This is a genomic window from Pseudomonas veronii (assembly GCF_002028325.1).
GTDB lineage: Bacteria > Pseudomonadota > Gammaproteobacteria > Pseudomonadales > Pseudomonadaceae > Aquipseudomonas > Aquipseudomonas veronii.
In genome coordinates this window covers 6,615,438-6,640,858 of record NZ_CP018420.1, presented here as the reverse complement: position 1 = coordinate 6,640,858, position 25,421 = coordinate 6,615,438, and the positions used below count along the sequence as shown (strand labels likewise).

26 protein-coding genes are annotated in these 25,421 nt (G+C 63.0%); 13 read left to right on the top strand and 13 right to left on the bottom strand.

Annotated features, from left to right (window positions below):
- Window positions 1-14: 14 nt before the first annotated feature.
- Entirely contained in the window at window positions 15-1,418 is a 1,404-nt protein-coding gene (locus tag PverR02_RS30595; RefSeq protein WP_079444922.1) for a NorM family multidrug efflux MATE transporter, read from the bottom strand.
- 152 nt (window positions 1,419-1,570) lie between these two features.
- Here PverR02_RS30595 and PverR02_RS30590 point away from each other — a divergent pair, with 152 nt between their 5' ends.
- Both PverR02_RS30590 and PverR02_RS30585 read left to right on the top strand, forming a co-directional pair.
- Window positions 1,571-2,491: a LysR substrate-binding domain-containing protein gene (locus PverR02_RS30590; protein ID WP_026139908.1), complete on the top strand. Its 921-nt coding sequence runs from the start codon at window positions 1,571-1,573 to the stop codon at window positions 2,489-2,491.
- A 177-nt stretch (window positions 2,492-2,668) separates the two neighbouring features.
- Complete coding sequence (locus PverR02_RS30585; protein ID WP_046381657.1) at window positions 2,669-4,645, top strand: methyl-accepting chemotaxis protein; 1,977 nt, start codon at window positions 2,669-2,671, stop codon at window positions 4,643-4,645.
- Window positions 4,646-4,662: 17 nt separating this feature from the next.
- Here PverR02_RS30585 and pdxR read toward each other — a convergent pair whose 3' ends face one another.
- Window positions 4,663-6,162, bottom strand: coding sequence for a MocR-like pyridoxine biosynthesis transcription factor PdxR (gene pdxR / locus PverR02_RS30580; protein ID WP_079444921.1), 1,500 nt, complete (start codon window positions 6,160-6,162; stop codon window positions 4,663-4,665).
- 142 nt (window positions 6,163-6,304) lie between these two features.
- Between pdxR and PverR02_RS30575 the strand changes: the two genes are divergently transcribed.
- Genes PverR02_RS30575 through glyA form a run of 3 tightly spaced genes read left to right on the top strand, consistent with a single transcriptional unit; the run spans window position 6,305 to window position 9,649 of the window.
- Entirely contained in the window at window positions 6,305-7,546 is a 1,242-nt protein-coding gene (locus tag PverR02_RS30575; RefSeq protein ID WP_079444920.1) for a benzoate/H(+) symporter BenE family transporter, read from the top strand.
- Entirely contained in the window at window positions 7,543-8,358 is an 816-nt protein-coding gene (locus tag PverR02_RS30570; RefSeq protein WP_017846024.1) for a YggS family pyridoxal phosphate-dependent enzyme, read from the top strand. Before PverR02_RS30575 ends, PverR02_RS30570 begins: the two co-directional genes overlap by 4 nt.
- 25 nt (window positions 8,359-8,383) lie before the next feature.
- Window positions 8,384-9,649, top strand: coding sequence for a serine hydroxymethyltransferase (gene glyA / locus PverR02_RS30565; RefSeq protein ID WP_046381661.1), 1,266 nt, complete (start codon window positions 8,384-8,386; stop codon window positions 9,647-9,649).
- 10 nt (window positions 9,650-9,659) lie between these two features.
- Here the strand turns inward: glyA and PverR02_RS30560 are convergent, their stop codons facing one another.
- Together PverR02_RS30560 and PverR02_RS30555 are read right to left on the bottom strand one after the other, a co-directional pair.
- Window positions 9,660-11,177 carry a YifB family Mg chelatase-like AAA ATPase gene (locus tag PverR02_RS30560; RefSeq protein ID WP_079444919.1) on the bottom strand — a complete coding sequence of 506 codons (1,518 nt, stop codon included), beginning with the start codon at window positions 11,175-11,177 and terminating at the stop codon, window positions 9,660-9,662.
- Between the two features lie 214 nt (window positions 11,178-11,391).
- A complete protein-coding gene (locus tag PverR02_RS30555; RefSeq protein ID WP_017845178.1) occupies window positions 11,392-11,655 on the bottom strand; it encodes an accessory factor UbiK family protein in 264 nt (87 codons plus the stop codon).
- Between the two features lie 421 nt (window positions 11,656-12,076).
- Between PverR02_RS30555 and glnK the strand changes: the two genes are divergently transcribed.
- From glnK to sutA, 4 genes are all read left to right on the top strand, one after another.
- A complete protein-coding gene (gene glnK / locus PverR02_RS30550) occupies window positions 12,077-12,415 on the top strand; it encodes a P-II family nitrogen regulator (RefSeq protein WP_002555808.1) in 339 nt (112 codons plus the stop codon).
- 33 nt (window positions 12,416-12,448) lie between these two features.
- Window positions 12,449-13,786 carry an ammonium transporter gene (locus tag PverR02_RS30545; protein ID WP_046381663.1) on the top strand — a complete coding sequence of 446 codons (1,338 nt, stop codon included), beginning with the start codon at window positions 12,449-12,451 and terminating at the stop codon, window positions 13,784-13,786.
- A 212-nt stretch (window positions 13,787-13,998) separates the two neighbouring features.
- Window positions 13,999-14,424, top strand: coding sequence for a secondary thiamine-phosphate synthase enzyme YjbQ (locus tag PverR02_RS30540; RefSeq protein ID WP_017845176.1), 426 nt, complete (start codon window positions 13,999-14,001; stop codon window positions 14,422-14,424).
- 103 nt (window positions 14,425-14,527) lie between these two features.
- On the top strand, window positions 14,528-14,854 hold the full coding sequence (sutA, locus tag PverR02_RS30535; protein WP_017845175.1) for a transcriptional regulator SutA: 327 nt from the start codon (window positions 14,528-14,530) through the stop codon (window positions 14,852-14,854).
- 114 nt (window positions 14,855-14,968) lie between these two features.
- On the opposite strand, the gene PverR02_RS30530 is transcribed toward sutA, so the two are convergent.
- From PverR02_RS30530 to lptM, 6 genes are read right to left on the bottom strand one after another with little or no spacing between them, the layout of a single operon-like run.
- Window positions 14,969-15,664, bottom strand: coding sequence for an HAD family hydrolase (locus PverR02_RS30530; RefSeq protein ID WP_017845174.1), 696 nt, complete (start codon window positions 15,662-15,664; stop codon window positions 14,969-14,971).
- Window positions 15,661-16,560, bottom strand: a complete 900-nt coding sequence (gene xerC / locus PverR02_RS30525) for a tyrosine recombinase XerC (protein ID WP_046381665.1) — start codon at window positions 16,558-16,560, stop codon at window positions 15,661-15,663. The genes PverR02_RS30530 and xerC overlap by 4 nt, the downstream gene beginning before the upstream one ends.
- 2 nt (window positions 16,561-16,562) lie before the next feature.
- Window positions 16,563-17,279: a DUF484 family protein gene (locus tag PverR02_RS30520; RefSeq protein ID WP_017845172.1), complete on the bottom strand. Its 717-nt coding sequence runs from the start codon at window positions 17,277-17,279 to the stop codon at window positions 16,563-16,565.
- A gap of 13 nt (window positions 17,280-17,292) precedes the next feature.
- Window positions 17,293-18,123 (bottom strand): diaminopimelate epimerase, encoded by an 831-nt coding sequence (dapF, locus tag PverR02_RS30515; protein WP_079444918.1) that lies wholly within the window; start codon window positions 18,121-18,123, stop codon window positions 17,293-17,295.
- 3 nt (window positions 18,124-18,126) lie between these two features.
- Window positions 18,127-19,374 carry a diaminopimelate decarboxylase gene (gene lysA, locus PverR02_RS30510; protein ID WP_017845170.1) on the bottom strand — a complete coding sequence of 416 codons (1,248 nt, stop codon included), beginning with the start codon at window positions 19,372-19,374 and terminating at the stop codon, window positions 18,127-18,129.
- A 9-nt stretch (window positions 19,375-19,383) separates the two neighbouring features.
- Complete coding sequence (gene lptM / locus PverR02_RS30505) at window positions 19,384-19,551, bottom strand: LPS translocon maturation chaperone LptM (RefSeq protein WP_017845169.1); 168 nt, start codon at window positions 19,549-19,551, stop codon at window positions 19,384-19,386.
- Window positions 19,552-19,789: 238 nt separating this feature from the next.
- Between lptM and cyaY the strand changes: the two genes are divergently transcribed.
- The 3 genes from cyaY (at window position 19,790) to rnk (ending at window position 20,900) form a co-directional block, all read left to right on the top strand.
- Window positions 19,790-20,137 carry an iron donor protein CyaY gene (gene cyaY / locus PverR02_RS30495; protein WP_017845168.1) on the top strand — a complete coding sequence of 116 codons (348 nt, stop codon included), beginning with the start codon at window positions 19,790-19,792 and terminating at the stop codon, window positions 20,135-20,137.
- A 2-nt stretch (window positions 20,138-20,139) separates the two neighbouring features.
- Complete coding sequence (locus PverR02_RS30490; RefSeq protein ID WP_079444917.1) at window positions 20,140-20,358, top strand: DUF1289 domain-containing protein; 219 nt, start codon at window positions 20,140-20,142, stop codon at window positions 20,356-20,358.
- 131 nt (window positions 20,359-20,489) lie between these two features.
- Entirely contained in the window at window positions 20,490-20,900 is a 411-nt protein-coding gene (gene rnk / locus PverR02_RS30485) for a nucleoside diphosphate kinase regulator (protein WP_017845167.1), read from the top strand.
- On the opposite strand, the gene PverR02_RS30480 is transcribed toward rnk, so the two are convergent.
- The 3 genes from PverR02_RS30480 to PverR02_RS30470 form a co-directional block, all read right to left on the bottom strand.
- Complete coding sequence (locus PverR02_RS30480; protein ID WP_079445051.1) at window positions 20,897-23,737, bottom strand: class I adenylate cyclase; 2,841 nt, start codon at window positions 23,735-23,737, stop codon at window positions 20,897-20,899. The genes rnk and PverR02_RS30480 overlap by 4 nt on opposite strands.
- Before the next feature lie 168 nt (window positions 23,738-23,905).
- Complete coding sequence (locus PverR02_RS30475; RefSeq protein ID WP_017845165.1) at window positions 23,906-24,160, bottom strand: TIGR02647 family protein; 255 nt, start codon at window positions 24,158-24,160, stop codon at window positions 23,906-23,908.
- A 152-nt stretch (window positions 24,161-24,312) separates the two neighbouring features.
- The gene (locus tag PverR02_RS30470; protein WP_017845164.1) at window positions 24,313-24,597 is read right to left on the bottom strand and encodes a hypothetical protein; all 285 of its coding nucleotides are present in this window, start codon (window positions 24,595-24,597) and stop codon (window positions 24,313-24,315) included.
- A gap of 125 nt (window positions 24,598-24,722) precedes the next feature.
- Here PverR02_RS30470 and PverR02_RS30465 point away from each other — a divergent pair, with 125 nt between their 5' ends.
- Window positions 24,723-25,382, top strand: coding sequence for a glutathione S-transferase family protein (locus PverR02_RS30465; RefSeq protein WP_046381668.1), 660 nt, complete (start codon window positions 24,723-24,725; stop codon window positions 25,380-25,382).
- Window positions 25,383-25,421: the final 39 nt, after the last annotated feature.

Genomic DNA, 25,421 nt, shown 5'->3' with positions numbered 1-25,421 from the left:
ACCGCGCAAGACTTCTAGTCGGTCTGCGCGGCATGGAATGAGCGTTGAGCGTCTGGCTCCTGCCGAATCATGCGCTTCATCTTCGCCTCGAACGCACAGGTCAGGCTGATCGCCGCACAGGCCAGGCCCAGCGCCAGGCCCCACCACACGCCGGTCGGCCCCCAGCCCAGGGTGAAGGCCATCCACCAGGCCGCTGGCGCACCGATCAGCCAATAGCAACCCAGGCCCACCAGGAAGGTGGTCTTGGCGTCCTTGAGCCCACGGATGCAGCCCATGGCGATGGTCTGCACGCCGTCGAACAGCTCGAACCAGGCCGCCACGGCCAGCAGGCTGACGGCGAGCACGATCACCTCGTGGAATGCTGGGTCGTTATGGTCGAGGAACAGCCCGACCAGCGGATCGGAATACAGCCACAGCACCGCGGCAAATCCCAACATCACCGCCGCGCCAAAGCCGATGCCGACACGCCCCGCCATGCGCGCCTGCAGCAGTTGCCCGGCGCCATAGTGCTGGCCGATACGCATGGTCACCGCGTAGGACGTCCCCGCCGGCACCATGAACGCCACCGAGACGATTTGCAGCGCGATCTGATGCGCCGCCAATTGCGTACTGCCCATGGTGCCCATGCACAGCGCGGCGAAGGCAAACAACCCGACTTCCACCGCGTAGGTGCCGCCAATCGGCAGGCCCAGCCGCCACAACTCGCGCAAATAGTGGGTGTTCAGACGCAACAGGCCTGCGCTCAGCGGGTAGGCCGAGTACGCGCGGTTGCTGCGGATGTACGCCATCAGTGCCAGCGCCATGCCATTGGCGACGATGGCCGTGACCAGGCCGATGCCCATCAAGCCGAGTTTCGGCAGGCCGAACATGCCCTCGATCAACGCGTGGTTGAGCAGGTAGTTGACCACTGTGCCGCCGAGACTGATCACCATCACCGGTGTGGCCTTGCCGATCGCGCTGGTGAAGCCGCGCAGGGCCATGAAACTCAGGTAGCCGGGCAGGGCGAACGGCAGGATCGTAAGGAATTGCCCCGCCGCGTCCACGTTGGTTTCGGTCTGGCCGAACATCAGCAGCACCGGCTTGAGGTTCCACAGCAGCAGCGCCGCCGCCAAGGCCATCAGCCAGGCGAGCCACAGCCCGGCCTGGGTCAGGCGGGTGGCGCCGTCGATATCGCCCGCGCCGTGGCGGATGGCGACCAGGGTGCCCACGGCAGCAATCACGCCGATGCAGAAAATCGCCACGAACGAGTAGCTCGCCGCGCCCAGGCCACCGCCGGCCAGGGCCTCGGGGCTCAGGCGGGCCATCATCAGGGTGTCGGTCAGCACCATCAGCATGTGCGCCAACTGTGAGGCAATCAACGGCCCTGACAGCCGCAGAATGGCCCAGAGTTCGGTACGTGCCGGATGTTGCATGATCATCACGCTCAAATTTTCGGAGGAGGGGGAGAACGTCGATTCTCGGCGCTCTCAGCTCATTGCACAAAGGGATAAAAGCGATTGGTCGCATGATTAAAACTCATGCCTGATTGATTCTGGTAGGGTTTCAGCATCGTGCTGTCGGAGCTTTCCTTATGTCTCGTCGTCTTCCTCCGCTTTATGCGCTACGGGCTTTTGAGGCCGCTTCCCGACACAATTCCTTCACCCGTGCGGCGCAGGAGCTGTCCATCACCCAAAGTGCGGTGAGCCGGCATATCCGCACCCTCGAAGAGCATTTCGCCTGCCGCCTGTTCCTGCGCAGCGGGCGCAACCTGCAGCTCACCGAGGCCGCACGCTTGTTGCTGCCCGGGGTGCGCGAGGGCTTTGCCGCGCTGGAGCGGGCCTGTCATACCTTGAACGCCGAAGATGACATCTTGCGCATGAAGGCACCCTCGACCCTGACCATGCGCTGGCTGTTGGCGCGGCTCAGCCGTTTCCGGCATTTGCAGCCGGGCAACGAAGTGCAGCTCACCAGCGCGTGGATGAGCGTGGATGAAGTCGACTTCAACCAGGAGCCTTTTGACTGCGCGGTGTTGTTGAGCGACGGGCACTTTCCGGCGGATTGGGAAGCCAGTTACCTGTTCCCGGAACTGTTGATTCCAGTCGGCGCGCCCAATTTGTTAAGCGACGGCCCATGGGACGTCAATCGCCTGGCCAGCGCCGAGTTGCTGCACCCCACACCCGACCGCCGCGACTGGCGTAACTGGTTGGAGCGCATGGGGCTGTCCGCCCAGGTGTCGCTCAAGGGCGGGCAGGTGTTCGATACCCTGGAGCTGGGCATGATCGCCGCCGCCCGGGGTTACGGCGTGTCCATGGGCGATCTGCTGATGGTCGCCGAAGACGTGGCCCAGGGGCGCTTGAGCCTGCCGTGGCCGACCGCCGTCGCCAGTGGGGAAAATTATTACCTGGTGTGGCCGAAAACCCGCCCGGGCGGCGAGCGTCTGCGCCGGCTGGCGGAGTTTCTGCAGGGCGAAGTGCAGGCCATGGTGTTGCCTGTCGTCGAGCGCCTCGATTGAATCGCTTCAGCGTGAGAGAGCAATCGTTTGCGTGATACCCCTGCACTTCGCTCAAGTATTGCCCGGCGCCGCCGAAGTAGGGGTGTTGGAACTATCGTGCACCAACGAATCTCACTAGATAATTTGCCGAGCAACGCTATGAGATCAGGATGATCCAGGCCTCGGCCAGGAGCTGTCATGTCTCAACCTCGTGCTCGGATCGCCTCCCAGCTAGGCCTCGCGTTAGCCGTGATTCTGGCTGTCGTCATCAGCGGCAGTACGGTTTTTGCCTTGCGTTCCCTCGACTCCGCCAACCTCGATACCCGGGAAGAACATCTGGCCAGCGAGGCGCGGCTGCTGGCCGATCAACTCAGTACCTTCCACGGCACCTTGCGCGAGAGCACCCAGCGCTTGAGCGGGCTGTTTGAAAAACGCTTCGGCGCCGGCTTGAGTGTGCAGGCGGATCAGCCGGTCGCCGTGGCCGGCGTGCAGACCCCGAGCCTGTACCTGGGCAAGGCGCTGCTGAACAACAACTTCGGTGACGTCGACGAGTTCAAGCAGATATCCGGCGGCGTGGCCACGGTGTTCGTGCGCAGCGGCGACGACTTTATCCGCATCAGCACGTCCTTGACCAAGCAGGACGGCAGCCGTGCCATCGGCACGGTGCTGGATCGCCAGGGGCCGGCCTACTCGCGGGTGGTCGGTGGGCAGACGTACATCGGCCGCGCCGTGCTGTTCGATCGCTCCTACATGACCCAGTACAGCCCGGTGCGCGACGCCAGCGGCAAAGTCATCGCGGTGCTGTTCATCGGCTTCGACTACACCGATGAGCAGAATGCCCAGTTCGACAACCTCAAGCGCTTCCGCATCGGCCAGACCGGTTCGCTGGCGCTGCTGGATGAACAGAAACACTGGCTGGTACCGCCGGCCGGGGTGCAGGCGCCGGACCAGGCTGTGCCGGTGATGCTGGACCTGGCCAAGGCGCCCGGCAAGGGCCGCTTCTGGAGCGACAAGCAGGAAGATTTCTACAGCGTCTCGGTGCCGTTTGCCGGCGGCCCCTGGTCGGTGGTGGCGAGCATGCCGAAAGCCGAGATCCGCGCGGTCACGTGGTCGGTGGGCATTCGCCTGGTGATCGGCAGCATGCTGGCGATGCTGCTAGCGGTGGGCGCAACGGTGTGGTTGTTGCGCAGCAAACTGGCGCCGTTGAGCGACTTGGTACGCCAGGCCGAAGCCTTGGGCGGCGGTGATTTGAGCGCGCGCCTGAACGTGTCGAGCCATGACGAGATCGGCCAACTGGCGCGCAGCTTCAACCAGATGGGGGAAGCGCTGTCGACCATGGTGTCGCACATCCGCAGGGCCGCCGAAGAGGTCAACGGCCGGGCGCAGGCGTTGTCCGGTTTGTCCGGCGGTGCCTATGAAGGCATGGAGCAGCAGTCCGGCGAAATCACCAGCATGGCCGGCGCGGTGGAGGAATTCAGCGCCACTTCGCTGAACATCGCCGACAACATGGGCAACACCGAACGCCTGGCCCAGGAAAACGCGCAGCAGACCCGCATCGGCCGCAACTCGATGCAGGAGGCGTCGTCGTCCCTGGAACACATCGCCACCGCCCTGAACAGCACGGCCACGGTGATCAACACCTTGGGCCAGCGTTCCCAGGAAATCGGCGGCATCGTCGGCGTGATCACTTCGATCGCCGAACAGACCAACCTGCTGGCGCTCAATGCCGCCATCGAAGCCGCCCGCGCTGGCGAGCAGGGCCGTGGGTTTGCGGTGGTCGCCGACGAAGTGCGCAACCTGGCCTCGCGCACCCGCCAGGCCACCGATGAGATTTCCGGGATGATCCAAAGCATCCAGCAGGAAACCGGTAACGCCATCAGCACCATGGAACAGGGCAATGCGCTGATGCAGGAAGGCCTGTCACGCAACGCCGACGTGGCGTCGGCCCTGGCACGCATCGATGAGCAGAGCCGCTCGGCCGGGCAGCAATTCGCCGCGATCACCACTGCCACTCAGGAGCAGAGCAGCACGGCGACGTTGCTGAGCAGCAACCTGCAGAGCATTGCGCTGGCCAACAGCGAGCAACGCGAAGTGGTGTCGAACCTGGCGATTACCGCCAAGGAGCTGGAGACGCTGGCGGCAGGCTTGCGCCAAGAGGTCGATCGGTTTCGTTGAAGGCGCGCCTGGAGCGGCTAGCGCGCCTTGAGCGCGTTAGCCAGGCGCTGCATGGCGGTTTCGATTTCATGGGCGGTCAAGGACGAGTAGCCCAATAACCATCCCTGTTGCGTGGCCGCACCGGCATACAACCGGCTGAGGCCGGAGAGTTGCACACCCGCGCTGGCGGCCTGGCGGATGGTTTTTTCTTCCGACCACCCCTCATGCAGCACGCAAGGGATTTGCAGCCCGCCCTGGGGCCGGCATGCCGTGACCACATCGCCGAGGTACTTGCCGATGGCGTCGAGCATGATGGCTTGGCGCCCGGCGTAGAGTTTGCGCATCGCCCGGACATGGGCGTTGTAATGCCCGTCCTCCATGAAGCGCGCCAGCGTCAGTTGCAGGATTTGCGGGGTGTGGCCGTCCATCATGCTGCGCGCATAGGTGAAGGCCTTGACCAGTTCCGGGGGCAGCACCATGTAGCCCATGCGCAGGCCGGGGAACAGGGTCTTGCTGAAGGTGCCGAGGTACAGCGTGCGCTGGTACTTGTCCAGGCCCTGCACGCAGGCCGTGGGTTTGCCTTCGTAGTGGAACTCGCTGTCGTAGTCATCTTCGATGACCCATTTGCCTTTTTCCGCGGCCCAGTTGATCAACTCCAGACGCCGCTCCAGGGTCAGCGTGGCGCCGGTCGGGTATTGATGAGACGGCGTGACATACACGCAATGGGCGCCGCTGCGGTCGGCGTGCAGCAGGTCGGTGCGGATGCCCGCCGCATCGACATCGATGGGCACGACCTTGGCCTCGGCGGTTTCGAAGGCCTTCCTGGCGCCGTAGTAGCCCGGGTTTTCCAGCAGGATCGGTTTGCCGACGTCCACCAGCAGTTGCGCACACAAGAACAGCGCTTGGCGCGTACTGCTCAGCACCAGGACCTGGTCGGGCGAGCACTTCGCCCCACGCTCAAGGTTCAAGTACGTCGCGATGGCTTTGCGTAACGACTCGGCTCCTTGCGGGTCACCGTGCAACAGCACGCTGCTGCGATAGTCCTTCATCACCTGGCGCTGCAGGCGCTCCCACACATCGGTCGGGAACGAGCGGGTTTCGGGCAGGCCCGTGGCGAATGCCTTGATCACCTGTTGATCGTTCACGCCGCCGCTGTCGAGGATCATCCGCCCGCGCAGGCTCAAGCCGGCGCCCGGTGCGGCCTGGCTGGTTTTGACGGCCTGTGCCTTGATGCGGCGGCGCGAGGCACCGCGCAATTCGGTGCCGATGGCCTCGCACACGTAACTGCCGGAGCCCTCGCGCCGCACGATAAAACCATCGCGGTGCAACTGCACGTAGGCGTTCTCCACCGTGTCGCGCGCGACCCCCAACGACGTGGCCAACACCCGCGTCGCCGGCAGCTTCAGGCCCGGCGAGAGTGCGCCGTCGAGGATCAAGGCGCGCAGCGCGCGTTGAATGCGCTGGTGCAGGCCCAACTGCTGGAATTGCGCGTCGTTGAGGCGCATCTGCAGGGTTTCCAGCTCGAAGGATTTCGCCATGCGGTCTGCCTCGTCCTGAAGAATTGGCCGGTAATAGCAGGCCAGTCTATCCGTAGACTTTCACCTGTGCCACTGCCTTCACGCCGGCCAATGACCCATCACACGAGGCTCAACCCCTCGTCTGGCAAGGAGCAAAGTCCCTATGTCTTCGTCAATATCGCCGTCGCCGCTGCGCCCGCGCGACCTGTTGCACCCCATCGTGGCCGGGCTGATTTCAGTCATCGTCAATTATGGCGGTACGTTCATTCTGGTGTTCCAGGCGGCCAAGGTGGCCGGGCTCAGCCCCGAGCTGACGGCTTCGTGGGTCTGGTCGGTATCGATCGGCGTGGGGGTGACCGGGCTGTTTCTCAGCTGGGTGAGCCGTGAGCCGATCATCACCGCCTGGTCGACCCCTGCTGCGGCGTTTCTGGTGGTCGCGCTGTCTGCCACGCCTTACGCCGAGGCGGTCGGCGCGTACATGGTTTCAGCCGCTGCGTTTGTGCTGCTGGGGCTGTCCGGCTGTTTCGAAAAAGTCATCCGGCTGATTCCGCCGGGCATCGCGGCGGCCATGCTGGCGGGGATTCTGCTGCAGTTCGGCATCGGCGCGTTTGGTGGCATGAGCCTCGACCCGGTGCTGGTCGGCGTGTTGATCGCCGCTTACGTCGGGCTCAAGCGCTTTACTGCGCGCTACGCGGTCGTCGGCATTCTGCTGCTGGGCTTGGGATTCCTGCTGGTGCAGGGGCGGGTGGACTTGTCGGGCCTGTCCCTGCAACTGGCGGCGCCGGTATTCACCCGGCCCGAGTTTTCACTCAATGCATTGCTCAGTGTGGCGCTGCCGCTGTTTCTGATCACCCTCACGGGCCAGTACATGCCGGGCATGCTGGTGTTGCGCAACGATGGTTTCAAGACCAGCGCCAACCCGATCCTGACGGTGACCGGGTTGGGGTCGCTGCTGATGGCGCCGTTCGGCTCGCACGCGTTCAACGTCGCGGCGATCACGGCGGCCATCTGCACGGGCAAGGAAGCCTCGGAGGACGCATCCAAGCGCTGGGTCGCCGGGGTTGCCGCTGGGGTGTTCTACATCCTCGTCGGGGTGTTCGGGGTGACGCTGGCCGCCGTATTCATGGCGTTCCCGCCGGCATTCATCACCACGCTGGCCGGCTTGGCCCTGCTGGGCACCATCGGCGCCAGCCTGGCCAACGCGATGGCGGACGTCAGGTCGCGTGAAGCCACGCTGATCACCTTTCTGGCGTGCGCCGCCAACATCAACCTGCTCGGGATCGGCGGCGCGTTTTGGGGGTTGTTGATCGGGTTGGCTGCGTATGCGTTGCTCAACGGCCGCTTGCCACGTCGCCGTGCGCCGGGTTCCGAGGCGGTGGCGGCGGCCAAGGGAGCGGCCCAATGATGCGCGCCGAACCGCCAGCCAGCGCCACCCTGCATGCGCGTCATGGGCGTTACCCGCAGGCCACCAGCGTGGAGGACTTCCGGCGCAATCTGGCGGCCGTACAGCAACGTATCGCCAGTGCCTGTGCGCGGGTCGGGCGCGACCCGGCAAGCGTGCGCCTGTTGCCGGTCAGCAAAACCTTTGACGAGGCGCACCTGCGCCTGGCGTATGCGGCGGGCTGTCGGCTGCTGGGTGAGAACAAGGTGCAGGAAGCCCAGCGCAAATGGCAGGCCATGAGCGATCTGGCCGATCTGCAGTGGTCGGTGATCGGCCACCTGCAAACCAACAAAGCCAAGCAGGTCGCGCGCTTTGCCAGTGAGTTCCAGGCGCTGGACAGCCTGCGAGTGGCCGAGGCGCTGGATCGTCGCCTGCAGATCGAAGGGCGCCAACTGGATGTGTTCGTGCAGGTGAATACCTCCGGGGAAGCCAGCAAATACGGCCTGGAGCCGCACGCCGTCGCGGGTTTTCTGCAGGCCCTGCCAGCGTTCCCGGCCTTGCGTGTTCGCGGGCTGATGACGCTGGCGCTGTTTTCGGCCGATGTGGCCCGCGTGCGCCCGTGCTTTGTGCGGCTGCGCGAACTGCGCGAGCGCCTGCGCGATCACGCCCCGGCGGGCGTCAGCCTGGAGGAATTGTCGATGGGCATGTCCGGGGATTTCGAGATCGCCATCGAGGAAGGCGCGACCGTTGTCCGCGTCGGCCAGGCCATCTTCGGCGCCCGCGCCATGCCGGATGACTACTACTGGCCGAGCGCCGATCAACCGTCAACGACCTGACTTTTTTAGCAAGGACCTGTTCATCATGTACGACTCAACATTGACACTTGAAAGCTTCGACCCGCAGCTGTGTGAGGCGATTCATAACGAGGAGCGCCGTCAGGAAGACCATGTCGAGCTGATCGCTTCCGAAAACTACGCCAGCCCGCTGGTCATGAGCCTCCAGAGCACGGTACTGACCAACAAATACGCCGAGGGCTACCCCGGCAAGCGCTACTACAGCGGCTGCGAATACGTCGATGTGGCCGAGCGCCTGGCCATCGAACGGGTCAAGGCCCTGTTCGACTGCGATTACGCCAACGTGCAGCCCCATGCGGGCGCCCAGGCAAACGCCGCGGTGTTCCTGGCCTTGATCAACCCCGGCGATACGGTGATGGGCATGAACCTGGCCCAGGGTGGGCACCTGACCCACGGCAATCCCTCCAACTTCTCGGGCCGGCATTACCACATCGTGCCTTACGGGCTCGACCCGCAGACGGGCTTGCTCGACTACGACGAGATGGAGCGCATCGCTGTGGAAACGCGGCCGAAGATGCTGATCGGCGGGTTTTCGGCCTACTCGCGGTACAAAGACTGGGCGCGCATGCGGGCGATTGCCGACAAGGTCGGTGCGATTTTCTGGGTCGACATGGCTCACGTCGCCGGCTTGGTCGCCGCTGGCGAGTACCCGGACCCGTTGCCGCACGCCCATGTGGTCACCAGCACCACGCACAAGACCTTGCGTGGCCCGCGAGGCGGGTTGATTTTGTCCAAGGGCCAGGACGCAGCGTTTTACAAAAAGCTCGATTCGGCGGTGTTCCCGGGTGTTCAGGGTGGGCCGTTGATGCATCAGATTGCCGCCAAGGCGGTGGCCTTCAAGGAAGCCTTGAGGCCCGAGTTCAAAACCTACCAGGCCCAGGTCGTGGTCAATGCCCGGGCCATGGCGGCCGTGTTGCAGCGGCGCGGTTACAGGATTGTCTCGGGTGGCACCGATAACCACATGATGTTGATCGACCTGTCCGACCGGCCTTACACCGGCAAAGACGCCGATGCGGCCTTGAGCAACGCCGGCATCACCGCCAACAAGAATTCGGTGCCCAACGATCCGCGCTCCCCCTTTGTCACCTCGGGGCTGCGCATCGGCACGCCGGCCGTCACCACCCGCGGTTTCGGCGTGTTCGAGTGCGAGCAACTGGCCGCTTGGCTGTGCGATGTCCTGGACGCCCTGCAACGTGGGGAGAGCGATAGCGTTGCGCTGCAGGTGCGTGAACAGGTGATTGCGCTGTGCCGCCGACACCCGGTTTATCGCTGACTTTTCCCTTCTAAACGTTGGCGCTGTCGACCTGACTGGAGGCTGAGGGGCGGTATTGCAGGGCTTCGGCGATGTGGCTGCGGCGGATGCTGTCTGTGTGTTCCAGATCCGCCAGCGTGCGGGCGACCTTGAGCAGGCGGTGGGCTGCGCGAAGGGACAGGGTCAGGCGCTCGCAGGCGCTTTCCAGCCAGGCTTCATCCGGCCTCGACAGCGCGCAATGCTGGCGCAACCCCGGTAGGTCGAGGAACGCATTGGCGCAGCCCTGGCGCTGTTGCTGGCGGTCCCGGGCCTGGGCTACCAGTGCCGAGGCGGTGGACGTGTTGTCGCCGGGCTGCGGGGCCGGGTTCAGCGCGGTGATTTCGCGAGCGACGGTCAGGTGCAGGTCGATCCGGTCCAGCAACGGCCCGGAGAGTTTGTTGCGATAGCGCTGGACCTGCTCCGGCGTACAGCGACAGCGCGCGCTGGGGTCGCCCATGTAACCGCAAGGGCAGGGGTTCATTGCGGCGACCAGTTGAAAGCGCGCCGGGAAACTCACGCGGTCGCGGGCGCGGGAGATCACGATATGCCCCGACTCCAGTGGCTCGCGCAAAACCTCGAGCACCTTGCGATCAAACTCCGGCAGCTCATCCAGGAACAGCACGCCATGGTGGGCCAAGGTGATTTCCCCCGGTTGCGGCTTTGACCCTCCACCCACCAGCGCCGGGCCGGAGGCCGAATGGTGCGGCTGGCGAAACGGCCGATGGGGCCAATGACTCAGGGGCGCCAGGCTGACCACTGATTGAATCGCTGCCACTTCCAGCGCTTCGTGCTCACTCAGCGGCGGCAGCAAACCCGGCAGGCGGCTGGCGAGCAAGGTCTTGCCGGTGCCGGGCGGGCCGCTGAACAACAGGTTATGCGCGCCTGCCGCAGCGATCAGCAATGCGCGTTTGGCGGCGAGTTGGCCCTGGACTTCGCTGAGGTCCGGGTAAGGTTTGTTCAAGTACAGCAAACCGTCGGACTTGAAGGGCTCGATCGGCACATGCCCATTCAGGTGCGCCACCACCTGTAGCAGGTGGTCCACCGCAATCACCTTCAACCCCGATGCCAGGCAGGCCTCTTCGGCATTCGCCCGGGGCACGATCACGCTGCGCCCGGCCTTGCGCGCCGCGAGCGCTGCCGGCAACACACCTTTCACTGCGCGTACCTCGCCCGATAGCGCCAATTCCCCCAGGCATTCCACGTCGTCGAGCATCTGCGTCGGCACCTGCACGCTCGCCGCGAGAATCCCGAGGGCTATCGCCAGGTCAAAACGCCCGCCGTCCTTGGGCAGGTCGGCGGGCGCGAGGTTGAGGGTGATGCGGCGGGACGGGTATTGCAGCGCGGAGTTGAGGATGGCACTGCGCACGCGGTCCTTGCTTTCCTTGACGGCGGTTTCCGGCAAACCCACCAGGGTGAGCGATGGCAGACCATTGGCCATGTGTACTTCGACGCTGACGGCAGGGGCTTCGACGCCGATCTGGGCGCGACTGTGGACGATGGCGAGGGACATGCTCATTCCTTGAAAGGGCGGGCCGCTTCCTGCGGTTTTTCAAGGGTAGACGAGGTGGGGTGGAGCGGGACGCGGGAGGTTTTACAGAACGTATCCGCAGAGTGACGCAGAACAAGTGGGGGCGCTGGTTTGCGTGCGATAGGGGCGGTCAGGCGTATCAGAGGGACCGAGGTGATTCCATCGCAGGCAAGCCAGCTCCTACATTGGTCGGGGGTTATTCAGAGGCTGCCGGGGTCAACCGCGCTTCCAGCTCCGCCACTTTCGCCTCCAGGCTTTCCAGGCGTGCTCGGGTGCGGGCCAGCACCACCATTTGGCTGTCGAATTCTTCCCGGCTGACCAGGTCGAGCTTGCTGAAGCCGCTTTGCAGCAAGGCCTTGAACTGGCTTTCGATTTCATTGCGGGGCAGCGGGGTCTCGCCGCTGAACAGGCGGGAGGCATGGCCGCTCAGGGCGTCGAGGAGGTCTTTGGGCGCGAGCATGGGAAATATTCCGGAAAACTGTTGGCGGGCAGTGTATCACGCAGCGTCTATAGTCATTTCCACGACCTCGGGCGCACGCTTTTCGCGCAGGGTGTCGGGCGGTAGCGCACCGTTTTCGTGCGCAATCACCCCGCCAAAAAGCCCCGCAGGTGGGCATAAGTGGGCAAGGGACTGATTTCAGTGGTTTTTACGGAGCTGGCAAGGTTTCTGCTTAGACGAACATGACCCATGCACTGATGCAGTCGCTGTGACGAATGCAGTGCGCCGACGGATCAGGGGTACAGGTTCGTCACCAGTGGTTCGCTGGCGTCGCAATGGCAACTGCTCTTGCGACGACGCGTTACAAAGCCAGGCGCTGCGCTTAGACTTGAGACGGGTTTGTTTTCCTGGGGCAAGTCCACCAATTCGGGAGAGAGTTTTCATGAAGCTAGTCACTGCCATCATCAAGCCGTTCAAGTTGGACGATGTACGCGAGTCGTTGTCCGAAATCGGCGTGCAGGGCATTACCGTTACTGAGGTCAAAGGCTTCGGGCGGCAGAAGGGTCACACCGAGCTGTATCGCGGCGCGGAATACGTGGTTGATTTCCTGCCGAAGGTGAAGATTGATGTCGCCATTGACGACAAGGATCTTGATCGGGTTATCGAGGCGATAACCAAGGCCGCCAACACCGGCAAGATCGGTGACGGCAAGATCTTTGTGGTCAATCTGGAACAGGCTATTCGCATCCGTACCGGCGAAACCGATACCGACGCAATCTAAGCCGCCAAACCTAACGCCCCAGGAGAAAACAATATGACTCTGCGTAAATTCGCAGGGCTCGGAGCCCTGTTGTCCATCGTAATGCCAAGCCTGGCCATGGCGGCAGACGAAGTGGCTGCTCCAGTCCTCAATTCCGGCGACACCGCGTGGATGCTTACATCCACCGCGCTGGTGCTATTCATGACCATTCCCGGCCTGGCGCTGTTCTACGGCGGTATGGTTCGCTCGAAAAACATTCTGTCGGTGATGATGCAGTGTTTTGCCATCACTGGCCTGATCAGCATTCTGTGGGTCATCTACGGTTACAGCATCGCGTTTGACACGACCGGCATGGAGCAGGGCGTTGTAAACTTCAACTCCTTCTTTGGCGGCATGGGCAAGGCGTTCCTGGCGGGCGTAACCCCGGCCAGCATCACCGGGCCTGCGGCGCTGTTTCCGGAAGCGGTGTTCGTCACCTTCCAGATGACCTTCGCCATCATCACCCCGGCGCTGATCGTCGGTGCGTTCGCCGAGCGCATGAAGTTCTCCGCGATGCTGATCTTCATGGCTATCTGGTTCACCCTGGTTTACGCGCCGATCGCACACATGGTCTGGAGCGGCAATGGCGGCCTGCTGTGGGACTGGGGCGTGCTGGACTTCGCTGGTGGCACCGTGGTGCATATCAACGCGGGTGTGGCTGGTCTGGTGGCGTGCATCGTGCTTGGCAAGCGTAAAGGCTACCCGACTACCCCGATGGCCCCTCACAACCTGGGTTACACCTTGATCGGTGCGGCCATGCTGTGGGTCGGTTGGTTCGGCTTCAACGCCGGCTCCGCTGCTGCGGCCAACGGCACTGCCGGTATGGCGATGCTGGTGACCCAGATCGCTACAGCTGCTGCGGCGCTGGGCTGGATGTTCGCCGAGTGGATCACCCACGGTAAGCCAAGTGCCCTGGGCATCGCCTCGGGTGTGGTGGCTGGCCTGGTCGCCGTCACGCCTGCGGCAGGCACCGTGGGCCCGATGGGCGCTCTGGTGATCGGCCTGGTTGCCGGTGTGATTTGCTTCTTCTGCGCCACCAGCCTCAAGCGCAAGCTGGGCTACGACGACTCCCTGGACGCGTTCGGCGTACACGGTATCGGTGGCATCGTCGGTGCGATCCTCACGGGCGTTTTCGCAGCCCCAGCCCTGGGCGGCTTCGGCACCGTGACTGACGTGGCGGCCCAAGTCTGGATTCAGTGCAAAGGCGTCGGCTTCACTGTGATCTACACCGCCATCGTGACCTTCATCATCCTCAAGGTGCTGGATATGGTCATGGGCCTGCGGGTTACCGACGAAGAAGAGGCTGTCGGCCTCGACCTGGCACAACACAACGAACGCGGCTACAACTTGTAAGTAGGCGAAAAAAACATGCCCGGCTTGCCGGGCATTTTTTTGTCTGGCATTTGTCAGTCAGGACACGGGGTGCCGGTTTTTTGCGTCGCATGTGTGATGGCGCGCACACCGCGCTTTTCCGGGTGCGAATGTCTTACAGGCATGTAGGCGTATTCGGCACTTTGTTTTTTCCCTGAGCGCGCTAGAATGCGCGCCGATGGGCGGAGAACTGTATGTGGCAACAGACCCTGATTACCCTGCGGGCCAAGCCCCGGGGCTTTCACCTGGTAACCGACGAGTTGCTTGCCGGCTTGCCTGAATTGAAGGCGTGTCGCGTGGGCCTGTTGCATCTGTGGTTGCAGCATACCTCGGCCTCGTTGACCATCAACGAGAATGCCGATCCGGCGGTTCGTCGTGACTTCGAGCGTTTTTTCAACTCGCTGGTGCCGCAAGGCCGAGCCGGGTTCGAACACAACGACGAAGGCCCGGACGATCTGCCGGCGCACTTCAAGGCCAGTCTCCTGGGTTGCCAGCTGAGTTTGCCGGTCAAGGCCGGCCGCTTGGCGATGGGGACCTGGCAAGGTGTTTATCTGGGCGAGCACCGTGATCATGGCGGTGCTCGTAAAGTCCTCGCCACTTTGCACGGTGATGGGGCATAAGCCACTGGTTATCCGGTGGATGTTGATTTTTTTCCGGCGACCTTCGACAGATGGTGAAGCTGGGCTATAACTAATCTGCTTTTCGCAAGTCATGAGGTAGAACATGAGCGACGATGATCTGGAAAACGACGAACTGGAAGTAGGCGACGAAGACGACACCGAAGAAGGTCTTGAGGCGGCAGCGGAAGACGTTGCTGACGACGACGGTGGCGATGACGTTCCTGTTCCGGCTGCCAAAGGCAAAGCCAAGGCCGCTGTTTCGGTCGATGAGCTGCCAAGTGTTGAAGCCAAGAACAAAGAGCGCGACGCGCTGGCCCGTGCGATGGAGGAATTCCTCGCTAAAGGCGGCAAAGTGCAGGAAGTCGAGGCCAACGTGGTGGCAGATCCACCCAAGAAGCCGGATAACAAGTACGGCAGCCGACCTATCTGAGGTCTGCTTCTGGCTTGCTGGAAAAGCCCGCCGTCGCTGCGGGCTTTTTCATGCCTGAAACAAATTCCTACGGCTCACCGCCTGCCAATGTAGGGGAGGCAAGCCCCCTCCCACTTACTGCCAGCTTTTGAGCAGCGGAGGCAGTTCCGTCAGGCTGCGAATCTGCGCATCCGGGAGTTTATCCCCTTCCCAGACCTTGCCTGTCGGGTTGAACCACACGGCACGCAGCCCCGCCTGTTGCGCTCCGGCGATGTCGTCACCGGGATGATCGCCGATATGCACCGCCGCGCTGGCGTCCACCCCGCCCCGTTGCAGCGCTTCCTGAAACAACCGTGCATCCGGCTTGGCGATGCCGATGTCTTCGGCGCGCAACGCGAAGTGGAAGTAGTCCGCCAACCCGACGCGCTGTACGTCAGCGTTACCGTTGGTGATCACGCCCAGCAGGAAGTGTTTGCGCAGCGCTTGCAGCATCGGCTCGGCTTCGGGGAATACGGTGAGCTGGTGGCGCGCATGAATGAACGCTTCAAAGCACACATCGGCCATTTCCGTCGCTTCAGGTTGTGGATAACCGGCCTCTTCAAACGCGTGCATCAGTACGCGGTGGCGCAGCATGCTGATGCGGTGCTTGAGTTCGGGATGGCGTTCCAGCACCTGCTGGCGAAGGCTGGCGAAATGTTCCAGGGGCAGTTCGCCGACCTTGGCGGCATGGGTGGCCAGCCATTCGCGCATCGACGCTTCGGCGCTGATGATGACGGGGACGTTGTCCCAGAGGGTGTCGTCGAGGTCGAAGGTGATCAGCTTGATACTCATGAGTCGCCGCCCTTGATGCGTTTGGCCCGTGGATGGGCGCTGTCGTACACCGTTGCCAGGTGTTGGAAGTCCAGGTGGGTGTAGATCTGTGTCGTCTTGATATCAGAGTGGCCGAGCAGTTCCTGCACCGCGCGCAGGTCTTGGGACGACTCCAGCAAATGGCTGGCAAACGAGTGCCGCAGCATGTGCGGATGCAGGTTCTGCCCCAGCTCGCGCTCGCCGGCCGCCTTGACCCGCAGTTGAATCGCCCGCGGCCCCAGGCGCCGGCCCTGCTGGCTGACGAATACGGCGTCGTCCGCCGGGTTGGTCAGTGCGCGCAGGGGCAGCCACAGTTGCAGCGCTTCCCGGGCCTTCCTGCCCACCGGCAGCACGCGGGTCTTGCTGCCTTTGCCGAGCACTTGCACCAGGCCGTCGGCGAGGTCGAGCTGATCGAGGTTCAGCCCGGTCAGTTCCGACAGGCGCAGGCCCGAAGAATAGAACAGCTCCAGGATCGCCTGGTCGCGATGGGCCAGGAAGTCGTCCTCGACGGCCCCATCGAGCAATTGCAGGGCGCGGTCGGTGTCGAGGGTCTTGGGCAGCCGCCGCTCGCCCTTGGGCGGGGCCAGCCCATTGGCCGGGTCGTGATCGCACAGGCCTTCGCGGTTGAGGTAGTGATACAGGCCGCGCACCGCCGACAGCAGGCGCGCCAGGCTGCGCGAAGATTGGCCCTGCTGGTGCAGGCGCGCGATCAGGCTGCGCAGGCCCTGGATGTCCAAGGCCTTCCAGCTGGGGATCTGCTGCTTTTCGCAGTAGGCCAGGACCTTGTTCAAGTCCCGTCGGTAGGCTTCCAGGGTGTGGGGCGACACCTGGCGCTCGCTGCGCAGGTGTGCGCAGTAAGCGTCCAGTTGCCGTTCCATGGTCAGCGCACCGCGCGCAGGGCGGTGGTGAAGCGCGGTAATACGCGGCCCAGCACTTCGGCGATGTAGGTCAGGAACAACGTGCCCACCGAACTTTTGTAGTGCGCAGGATCACGGCTGGCGATGGCCAGTACCCCATGCAGGCCTTGATGGCTGAGGGCGACCACGGCGGTCGAACCGATCTGCTTGCGCTGCTCGGCGCCAAACAAAAAGTCCAGTTCATGCTCGCGCAAGGTGCCGCTGATGGTCTTGCCTTCGGAAAGCAGGCCGCCGATCGCCGTTTGCGCTTCGCCGCCGCTGACCCAGCGCCCGACCGGCATCGGGTTGTCGCTGAACAGGATCAGGCTGACGAAGGGCACCTGGAAGTCCTGGCGCAGACTGTCTTCCACGGCGATCACCGTTTCTTCCAGGCTGGTGGCGTCCATCAGCGTCAGAATCAGGCGACGGGTCTTGTCGAACAGGCGGTCGTTATCGCGGGCGACGTCCATCAAGTGCGAGAGCCGATGGCGCATTTCGATGTTGCGCTCGCGCAGGATCTTCATCTGCCGCTCCACCAGCGACACGGTATCGCCACGCTGGTGGGGAATGCGCAGGGCCGGCAGCAGTTCTTCGTGTTCGACGAAGAAGTCCGGGTTAGCCTCAAGGTACGCCGCGACGGCAGCGGCCTCCAGACTTTCGCTCGGGGATGCTTGTGCGGGTACTTGAGGCTTATCGGTCATTTGCTTGGCTCACTCATAGACGGACCTGTCCTTCGTATACGCGCGTGGCCGGCCCGGTCATCATCACCGGGTGGCCGGGGCCTGCCCATTCGATGGACAAACGTCCGCCGGGCAGGTCGATCAGCAGCGGCGAATCCATCCACCCCTGGCTGATCGCGGCCACGGCAGCGGCGCAAGCACCGGTGCCGCAGGCCTGGGTTTCGCCGGCGCCGCGTTCCCATACGCGCAATTGCGCGCGGGAGCGGTCGATCACCTGCAGGAAGCCCACATTGACCCGTGCCGGAAAGCGCGGGTGATGTTCGATCTTCGGCCCCAGCTCGTGCACCGGCGCATTATTGATGTCGTCGACCCGCAGCACCGCATGGGGGTTGCCCATGGACACCGCCGCCAGTTCGACAGCCTGGCCGTCCACAACGACGGTATAACTGGGGGCCTGCTCGGCAGCCTGGAACGGAATATCCGCCGGCACCAGGCGTGGCGCGCCCATGTTGACGCTGATCTGGCCGTCGCTGCGGACATCCAGCTCGATCACGCCGCTCTTGGTCTCGACGCGAATCTGCCGCTTGGCGGTCAGGCGCTTGTCCAGCACAAAGCGGGCGAAGCAGCGCGCACCGTTGCCGCACTGTTCCACTTCGGAACCGTCGGAGTTGAAGATCCGGTAACGGAAATCCACCTCCGGGTTGCTCGGCGCCTCAACGATCAGCAACTGGTCGAAGCCGATGCCGGTATGACGGTCGCCCCACTGTTTGGCGTGCTTGGGCAGGATGTGCGCGTGCTGGCTGACCAGGTCAAGGACCATGAAGTCATTGCCCAGCCCGTGCATCTTGGTAAAACGCAGCAGCATGGCTTACTCCGGCAGCAGGCTTTCGCCAGCATACAACTCGGCTACCGTCTCGCGGCGACGCACTTCAAACGCTTGATCACCGTCCACCAACACCTCGGCGGCACGCCCGCGGGTGTTGTAGTTGGAACTCATGACAAACCCGTAGGCACCAGCCGAATGAATGGCCAGCAGGTCGCCTTCTTCCAGGGCCAACTGACGATCCTTGGCCAGGAAGTCGCCGGTTTCGCAGATCGGGCCGACGACGTCATAGGCGCGCGCTGCGCTGTCGCGAGGCGTTACGGCGGTGACATTCATCCAGGCCTGGTACAGCGCCGGGCGGATCAGGTCGTTCATCGCCGCATCGACGATGGCGAAATCCTTGTATTCGGTGTGCTTGAGGTACTCGACCTGGGTCAGCAGCACGCCGGCATTGGCGACGATGTAGCGGCCCGGCTCGAACATCAGCGTCAGGTCGCGGCCTTCCAGGCGTTCGCGCACGGCCTTGATGTAGTCGCCGATCAGCGGCGGCTCTTCATCGCGGTACTGCACGCCCACGCCGCCACCGAGGTCGATGTGCTGCAGGTAGATGCCGCACTCGCCGAGGCGGTCGGTCAGCGCCAGCAGACGGTCGAGGGCATCCAGGAACGGCGGCAGGGTGGTCAGTTGCGAGCCGATATGGCAGTCGACACCCAGCACTTCCAGGTTCGGCAATTGGGCGGCGCGGATGTACACGTCCTCGGCGTCGGCGATGGCGATGCCGAACTTGTTCTCTTTCAGACCGGTGGAAATGTACGGGTGGGTGCCAGCGTCGACGTCCGGGTTGACGCGCAGGGAAATCGGCGCGCGAACGCCCATCTCGGCGGCGACCACTTGCAGGCGCTCCAGCTCGTCGGTGGATTCGACGTTGAAGCAATGCACGCCGACTTCCAGGGCACGGCGCATGTCTTCGCGGCTCTTGCCGACGCCGGAGAAGACGATCTTGTCAGCCTGGCCGCCAGCCGCCAGGACACGTTCCAGCTCGCCGCGGGAGACGATGTCGAAACCGGCGCCCAGACGCGCCAGGACATTGAGCACGCCCAGGTTGGAGTTGGCCTTGACCGCGTAGCACACCAGGTGCGGCACGCCGTTCAACGGGTCGGTGAAAGAGCGATATTGGGCTTCGATATGCGCGCGCGAGTACACATAGGTCGGGGTGCCAAAGCGCTCGGCAATTGCGGACAGCGCCACGCCTTCCGCGAACAGCTCGCCGTTCCGGTAGTTAAAAGCGTCCATGGGGTTCCCTTAGTAAGTGTCGTGCTTATGCGCTTTGGCAGGCTTTTGCGACGATTGCGCCTGTTCATTCGGGTCTTTGCTGTCATCGGGCAGATACAGCGGGCCTTTTTGACCACAGGCACTAACGAGGCAAGCGACCGCGACGAGCGCAGCAAGGGAAGAGATCAGGCGCTTCATGGCGAAATCCTTGAATATGCATTAATTGCGCCCGAGTATACCGACCACCCGCCAGCTTGCCTATGCGCCGGAATACCCGTCCGGCGGGGGTTTGCCGACATAACTGCGAAGCTGGCTACGCTAGTCAGGGATATTTCTTACCGCCATCGGTAATGAACTCGGTATCCTTTGCAATCGGCGGAGCGCGTCCGTATCGTGCGGCGCTTGAGCAAAACCAGACACTTTTGAGGTTGCCGCAATGAGTTTGACCGAAGCCCGTTTTCACGACCTGGTGGATTCGACCCAGAACGCGCTGGAAGATATTTTCGACGACAGCGGCCTGGATGTGGACCTGGAAAGCTCGGCCGGGGTGCTGACCGTCAAGTTCGAGAACGGCACTCAACTGATCTTCAGTCGTCAGGAACCGCTGCGCCAACTGTGGCTGGCGGCACGTTCCGGTGGTTTTCACTTCGATTACAACGAAGAAGACCGCAATTGGCAGTGCGATACCAGCGATGAGCTGCTCAGCGAAATGCTCGCGCGGCTGGTTCAGGAACAAGCCGGCGTCGAGCTCGGCTTCGATGAGCTGAACCCCGACGAGAATTGATTGTGAGCCAGCCTGCAATCGTGCGTCCGCCCAGGCCGTTGTTCAGTAATGTCAGCCCGGCGGTGCCATCACCTTGTATCAGTTTGTGTCGGCTGGACGAGGCAAAAGTCTGCCTTGGCTGCTTTCGCCATGTGGAAGACATCCGTGAATGGCGCTCCGCCGATGATCAGCGGCGACGCGTGATCGTGGCCCAGGCTGAGCGGCGCAAAGTCGGGCCTTGAGCCCGTCTTGTTTATTTGCGGTGCTGTGGTAGTGTCCGGGTACACCTCAACTCATCGAGGTCCGTGAGAACCCCGCCTTTTCCTGGCGGGGTTTTGCTTTTTTGTGCAGAAAAAAGGAGTCTGCCTGAATCATGACCGCACCTTCCATCATTCTTACCCGTCTCGACGTGCAGCGTCTTGAGCAACTGATCGACCGTGTCGGCGAGAATTCGCCAGGTGTAGAAGCCCTGCAGCACGAACTCGACCGCGCCGAAGAAGTGGTTGGCCACGATGAAGTGCCTGCAAGCGTCGTGACCATGAACTCCAGCGTGCATTGCCGCGAGCAAGGCAGCGGCAAGGACTATCACCTGACCCTGGTTTACCCCAAGGATGCGAATGCCGACGCGGGCAAGATTTCGATCCTGGCGCCGGTGGGCAGCGCGTTGCTCGGCCTGAAAGTGGGCCAGCACATCGACTGGCCAGCACCCGGCGGCAAGACCCTCAAGCTCGAACTGCTCAGTGTTGAAGGTCAGCCCAAAGACGGCGGCGCCTTTTCGCTTTAAATCTGCTTCAGCGCGTCATTGAGCGCCTGTTCCAGCTCGGCCTTGTAACGCAGGTACAGATTGCTCGGGCTTTGTACGTCGCCGAGCAGGCCCGAGAGATCCAGATCAGTGATATAGCAGCGGTAGCGCTCGGTTTCGCGGCGCTGCCCGACGATCTCCCGGGCGACCACTGCAAACAGCTGGTCGCCAAACTCCAGTTCGGAAAACTCCCGCTGATTGCAGTACAGGGTGATCCCCACCTGGCCCGGCGCCGCCTTGCCGATAATCGCCTGCACGTCATAAAACGGCTTGTTGGCCGGGTTTTGCGGTGCCGGCCGAGGCTCGATACCGCGTGCGCGATTGCTGCCCGACGGCAACAGTTGGTAATACAAGGTTTGCACCGCGCCCAGCGGTTCTTGCGGGTCCAGGGGCGACAGCGCGTCCCGGCGATAGATGATCGACTGCAGAAAACGCTGCAACGGCGCCAGCAGGCTCTGTTCATCATGGAACGGCAAGCGTTGCTGCCAGAGCGCGTTGAACTCATCCAGCACGTACAGCTCGGCGAAGCCTTCGTTGACCCGGTAAAACACCTGCACGCATTCGGCCATGCCCATCGGCAGCAGCAGCGCCAGGTCGTGGTCTTCCAGGGCCATGGCGTCCAAGTGCAGCGGGCTGTAGCTGGCCAGTTCTTCGCTGAGGTAGGCGATCAGCGCGTCCTGGGTCGCCAGTGAGACGTGGGTGGCCTGGCCGGGCATCAGCTCCATCACGTGATAGTGCTGCTGCACCTGCAGCAAGTAGCGATGGTTGCCCTGGCCCAGCAGCAGGTTCTGCGCGGTGTCGAAGATTTCTTCCACGCGCTGGGCAATGAACTGTGCGCGGTTGTGGCAGAAGCAGCGCACCCGCAGGCGTGGCAGGTGGTCCGACGGCAACTGGTTGAGGTAGTCGCGCAGGCAGTCGAGCAGGGCATGGGGGCCGTCGTAGCGGCTGACCATCACCTCGTTCCAGCTGTTGAGCGTGACCTGGTCGAGGGTCAGCACCAGGTTTTCGCGCACGCCGGCGTAACTCAGGGAGTCGGTGCGCTCGGTGGTCATCAGGATGTTCAGGTCGCGATGGTGCTTGAGCGGGTCGACGCCGACGTTGATCAGCAACAGCACTTCTTCCGGCACCGCCGAGCGCAGCAGGCGCTCTTCATCGACGCTGGCCAGGGGCAGGGCGATGGTCTGTTGCAGGCTGCCCAGCAGGTTGAACAGTTCGAATTCGGTCATGTCGCTGACGCCTGGGTGCAGCGCCAGGCGCGTGCTGCTGTCGATCACGCCGTTGCGGTGGCACCAGGTGAGCATTTCCAGCAGGTCGCGGCTGCGCTTGATCGGCGCGAAGTGCTCCGATTCCAGGGCGGTGAGGTTGCCGTTGTACAGGCCCCAATGATGCTGGCCCGGTTCCTTGCGGTTGGCCGATTGCACCAGGGTCAGGGTGTCTTCGGCCAGGTCCGGGGCGATGCCGGGGTTGATGAATTCGACCTTGCCGGCCTTGCGTTCAAACGCCGCGTACAAGCGACGGCCAAGCACATTGAGGTCACGCTTGTTGATCAGGCTGACGGTCTGTTCGGTGCGGGCGAACTGGGTCAGGAAGCGATAGCTGTAGTTCAGCTCATTGACCAGGGCGCGGCGCTCGGAGGCCACCTGGCGTACTTTCCATTGGCTGCGGCTGTCGAGCAGCGCCAGTTGACGCTGGTCCCAACCCCATTCATGGGCCAGGCGTTCCAGCAACAGGCGCTGCCAGCCGACGGTGCGCTGGCCGGCGCTGAGCTTGCGGTTGACCTTCAAGTACAGCGCGCGCCGTACCAGTTCCAGGCGTTCCGGCTCGTTGCGCGCGTTGAGGTATTCCTCAATGCGCCGGTAGACCACGACGTAAGGGTCCAGCTCGTCCAGGTCCATCCGGTTGGCGAACACCGCCCGTTTGAAGCGCAGGCTCAGGCACTGCACGTTCGGGTGCTCGCTGGCGTAGACCTCGGTCAGCAGCAGCTTGAGCAGCGACTTGTAGGGCGATTCGATGCCCTTGAACAATTGCCACAGCCCGGCGCCAATGAACTCGCCGGGAGGGATGCGCGCCAGGTGGCCGAGGTCGAGGGTTTCATCGGCGCGGATAAAGCGTTTGGAAATCAGCGTGTGGGTGAACTCGGCGTAGCGCACTTCTTCATACACCGGCACCAGCCACCAGATCGGTGTGCGGCCGGCGAGCCAGATGGCGGTGCGATAGAACTCATCCAGCAACAGATAATGCTGGGTGGTGCCGCAGTCGTCGGAGCTCAGTTGCGTGTCGCGTTCGCCCAAGACAAACCGGCTCGGCTCGATCAGGAAGAAGTGCGCCTCGGCGCCCATGCTCTGGGCCCAGGCTTCCAGTAACTGGCATTTCTTGCGCAGCTCGACCAGTTCGTTGTCGCTCAGGTCGGGGGCGTGGCATACCCACACGTCCATGTCGCTCTGGTCGGCTTGGGCCAATGTGCCGAGGCTGCCCATCAGGAACAGCCCATGGATCGGCTGTGGCGGGTTGCCGTGGCGCGGTTTGTAGGAGAACGAACGGGTCAGGCGCTGGGCTTCGTTCAGGGCCTGCGCGTCGGGTTCGAAATTCGACAGCCCGGCCGGGGTGCTGCCCGACACGTAACCGGGCAACAGCGGGTGATTGACGTGGAAAAACAGCGGCAGCAGGGTCAATACGCTTTGCTGGCGTGGCGTCAGCCCTTCGAGGGCCCGGGCCATGCGCCCTGCGTTAAGCGCCATGAACCGCGCGCGCAGTTGGGCCAGCACCTTGCGGTCGATGCCTTCGTCCAGGTCGGGGCGGATCTCATGGGTGCGGGTCATGTCGAACTCGGCGGCGTGCAAGGCCCGACATGGGCGGCCGTGTAGGAGTTTACATTCAGAAGCGTAGGAGGTTTAGAGGGGAAACGGTTTTTGGCGTCAGAATTTTATCCGGTTCACGGCAATGCCCTCGGAATCCGCCGCGGCGGACTCCATGGGCAGTATCCGGAATCAGGCAGCTTCTTTGGTTGCGGCGGTGGTCAGGATGGTCAGCAGGGTTTGGGCTTGTTCTGCAGCGTCCCGGCCAAGGCTGGTCAGGTAACCGCCGTCCGGTTGGTCGATCAGTTTTTTCTCGAACAGGCGTTTGGCGGCGGCGATAGCAGTCGGTGCGGCAGTCTGATGGACTTTCAGACCTTCCTGGGAGCTGTCCAGGTTGAAGAGTGCAAGGATTTCCAGTTCGGCAACCAACTCAGGGGTATACGACATAGGGACTCCAGACTTTCTAAGAATTTGTTAGAGGCTAGCAGGCCCTAAGGTGAACGTACTTTGGCGGGCTGTCCAGTGGGAAACTCGCGGCTGTTGATATGGCGCAGTGTTGTGGCGAGGAAGCTGGCTTCCCGGCCACACGGGCGCTCGCTTCAGGCGTTTTCAGGCGGCAGCTCGGGCAGTGCGCGCAAGGCGGATTCATACCATTGGGTATCGAAGGCGCGGTCTTCGTCGAGCATCTTGTCGATTTCCACCGCCAGCACATGGGCCATCATGTTCAAAATCTCTTCGCGCTCGTAACCCACCAGCGTCAGCTTGTTGAACGTGGCCTTGGCGGCGGGCGGATTGTCGCTTTCGATCTGGTTTTCGATGGCCTGGGTCAGCGTGCTTTCGGTGAACGCTTCTTCGTCGTTGTCGATATCGGTCGGCTCGCTCATGGCAGGCTCCTCAAGAAAAGGGCGCCAGTCTACCCCCATTCAGGCAGGTGATGCTGCTAGCCAGGTTGGTCGGGCGGATCTATAACTCATGCAGCCAACCCCGCACATGGCCTGGAGGCTTTGCGATGCTCAAGCTCTACGGATTTTCGGTCAGCAATTACTACAACATGGTCAAGCTGGCGCTCTTGGAGAAAGGCCTGGCATTCGAAGAGGTGCCTTTTTTTGCCGGGCAAACACCCGCCGCCCTGGCGATCAGCCCGCGGGGCAAGGTGCCGGTGCTGGGTGTCAAACAGGGCTTTATCAACGAAACCAGCGTGATCCTCGAATACATCGAGCAAACCCAGGAGGGCCCCTCGCTGCTGCCGGCCGAACCGTTTCAGCGCGCTCAGGTGCTGACATTGTGCAGGGAAATCGAGCTGTACATCGAGCTGCCCGCCCGCGCGTGTTTCGCCGAAGCGTATTTCGGCATGCCGGTGCCGGAGGCGATCAAGGACAAAGCCCGGGCCGAGTTGCTGCTGGGGGTGGGGACGTTAGGTCGGCACGGCAAGTTCGCGCCTTACGTTGCGGGGGAGAGCTTTACGATTGCCGATCTGTATTTCATGTACAGCCTGAACCTCGCCTGCGGCGTGGCCGAGAAGCTGTTCGGCCTGGACCTGTTGGCTGAATTGCCGACGGCCAAGGCATTGCTGGAGCGTTTGCACGCCATGCCTAACGCCCTGAAGGTGGCGGCGGACAGGGAAGCGGCGATGCCGGCGTTCATGGCGATGGTGGCGGCGAAGAAGTGATCAATGTGGGAGGGAGCAAGCCCCCTCCCACATTTTCGA

What these genes read in the sequence shown, in the direction of transcription:
- PverR02_RS30595 (WP_079444922.1), bottom strand. Translation starts at nt 1,418, where the DNA reads ATGATCATGCAACATCCGGCACGTACCGAACTCTGGGCCATTCTGCGG.
- PverR02_RS30590 (WP_026139908.1), top strand. Translation starts at nt 1,571, where the DNA reads ATGTCTCGTCGTCTTCCTCCGCTTTATGCGCTACGGGCTTTTGAGGCC.
- PverR02_RS30585 (WP_046381657.1), top strand. Translation starts at nt 2,669, where the DNA reads ATGTCTCAACCTCGTGCTCGGATCGCCTCCCAGCTAGGCCTCGCGTTA.
- pdxR (WP_079444921.1), bottom strand. Translation starts at nt 6,162, where the DNA reads ATGGCGAAATCCTTCGAGCTGGAAACCCTGCAGATGCGCCTCAACGAC.
- PverR02_RS30575 (WP_079444920.1), top strand. Translation starts at nt 6,305, where the DNA reads ATGTCTTCGTCAATATCGCCGTCGCCGCTGCGCCCGCGCGACCTGTTG.
- PverR02_RS30570 (WP_017846024.1), top strand. Translation starts at nt 7,543, where the DNA reads ATGATGCGCGCCGAACCGCCAGCCAGCGCCACCCTGCATGCGCGTCAT.
- glyA (WP_046381661.1), top strand. Translation starts at nt 8,384, where the DNA reads ATGTACGACTCAACATTGACACTTGAAAGCTTCGACCCGCAGCTGTGT.
- PverR02_RS30560 (WP_079444919.1), bottom strand. Translation starts at nt 11,177, where the DNA reads ATGTCCCTCGCCATCGTCCACAGTCGCGCCCAGATCGGCGTCGAAGCC.
- PverR02_RS30555 (WP_017845178.1), bottom strand. Translation starts at nt 11,655, where the DNA reads ATGCTCGCGCCCAAAGACCTCCTCGACGCCCTGAGCGGCCATGCCTCC.
- glnK (WP_002555808.1), top strand. Translation starts at nt 12,077, where the DNA reads ATGAAGCTAGTCACTGCCATCATCAAGCCGTTCAAGTTGGACGATGTA.
- PverR02_RS30545 (WP_046381663.1), top strand. Translation starts at nt 12,449, where the DNA reads ATGACTCTGCGTAAATTCGCAGGGCTCGGAGCCCTGTTGTCCATCGTA.
- PverR02_RS30540 (WP_017845176.1), top strand. Translation starts at nt 13,999, where the DNA reads ATGTGGCAACAGACCCTGATTACCCTGCGGGCCAAGCCCCGGGGCTTT.
- sutA (WP_017845175.1), top strand. Translation starts at nt 14,528, where the DNA reads ATGAGCGACGATGATCTGGAAAACGACGAACTGGAAGTAGGCGACGAA.
- PverR02_RS30530 (WP_017845174.1), bottom strand. Translation starts at nt 15,664, where the DNA reads ATGAGTATCAAGCTGATCACCTTCGACCTCGACGACACCCTCTGGGAC.
- xerC (WP_046381665.1), bottom strand. Translation starts at nt 16,560, where the DNA reads ATGGAACGGCAACTGGACGCTTACTGCGCACACCTGCGCAGCGAGCGC.
- PverR02_RS30520 (WP_017845172.1), bottom strand. Translation starts at nt 17,279, where the DNA reads ATGACCGATAAGCCTCAAGTACCCGCACAAGCATCCCCGAGCGAAAGT.
- dapF (WP_079444918.1), bottom strand. Translation starts at nt 18,123, where the DNA reads ATGCTGCTGCGTTTTACCAAGATGCACGGGCTGGGCAATGACTTCATG.
- lysA (WP_017845170.1), bottom strand. Translation starts at nt 19,374, where the DNA reads ATGGACGCTTTTAACTACCGGAACGGCGAGCTGTTCGCGGAAGGCGTG.
- lptM (WP_017845169.1), bottom strand. Translation starts at nt 19,551, where the DNA reads ATGAAGCGCCTGATCTCTTCCCTTGCTGCGCTCGTCGCGGTCGCTTGC.
- cyaY (WP_017845168.1), top strand. Translation starts at nt 19,790, where the DNA reads ATGAGTTTGACCGAAGCCCGTTTTCACGACCTGGTGGATTCGACCCAG.
- rnk (WP_017845167.1), top strand. Translation starts at nt 20,490, where the DNA reads ATGACCGCACCTTCCATCATTCTTACCCGTCTCGACGTGCAGCGTCTT.
- PverR02_RS30480 (WP_079445051.1), bottom strand. Translation starts at nt 23,737, where the DNA reads ATGACCCGCACCCATGAGATCCGCCCCGACCTGGACGAAGGCATCGAC.
- PverR02_RS30475 (WP_017845165.1), bottom strand. Translation starts at nt 24,160, where the DNA reads ATGTCGTATACCCCTGAGTTGGTTGCCGAACTGGAAATCCTTGCACTC.
- PverR02_RS30470 (WP_017845164.1), bottom strand. Translation starts at nt 24,597, where the DNA reads ATGAGCGAGCCGACCGATATCGACAACGACGAAGAAGCGTTCACCGAA.
- PverR02_RS30465 (WP_046381668.1), top strand. Translation starts at nt 24,723, where the DNA reads ATGCTCAAGCTCTACGGATTTTCGGTCAGCAATTACTACAACATGGTC.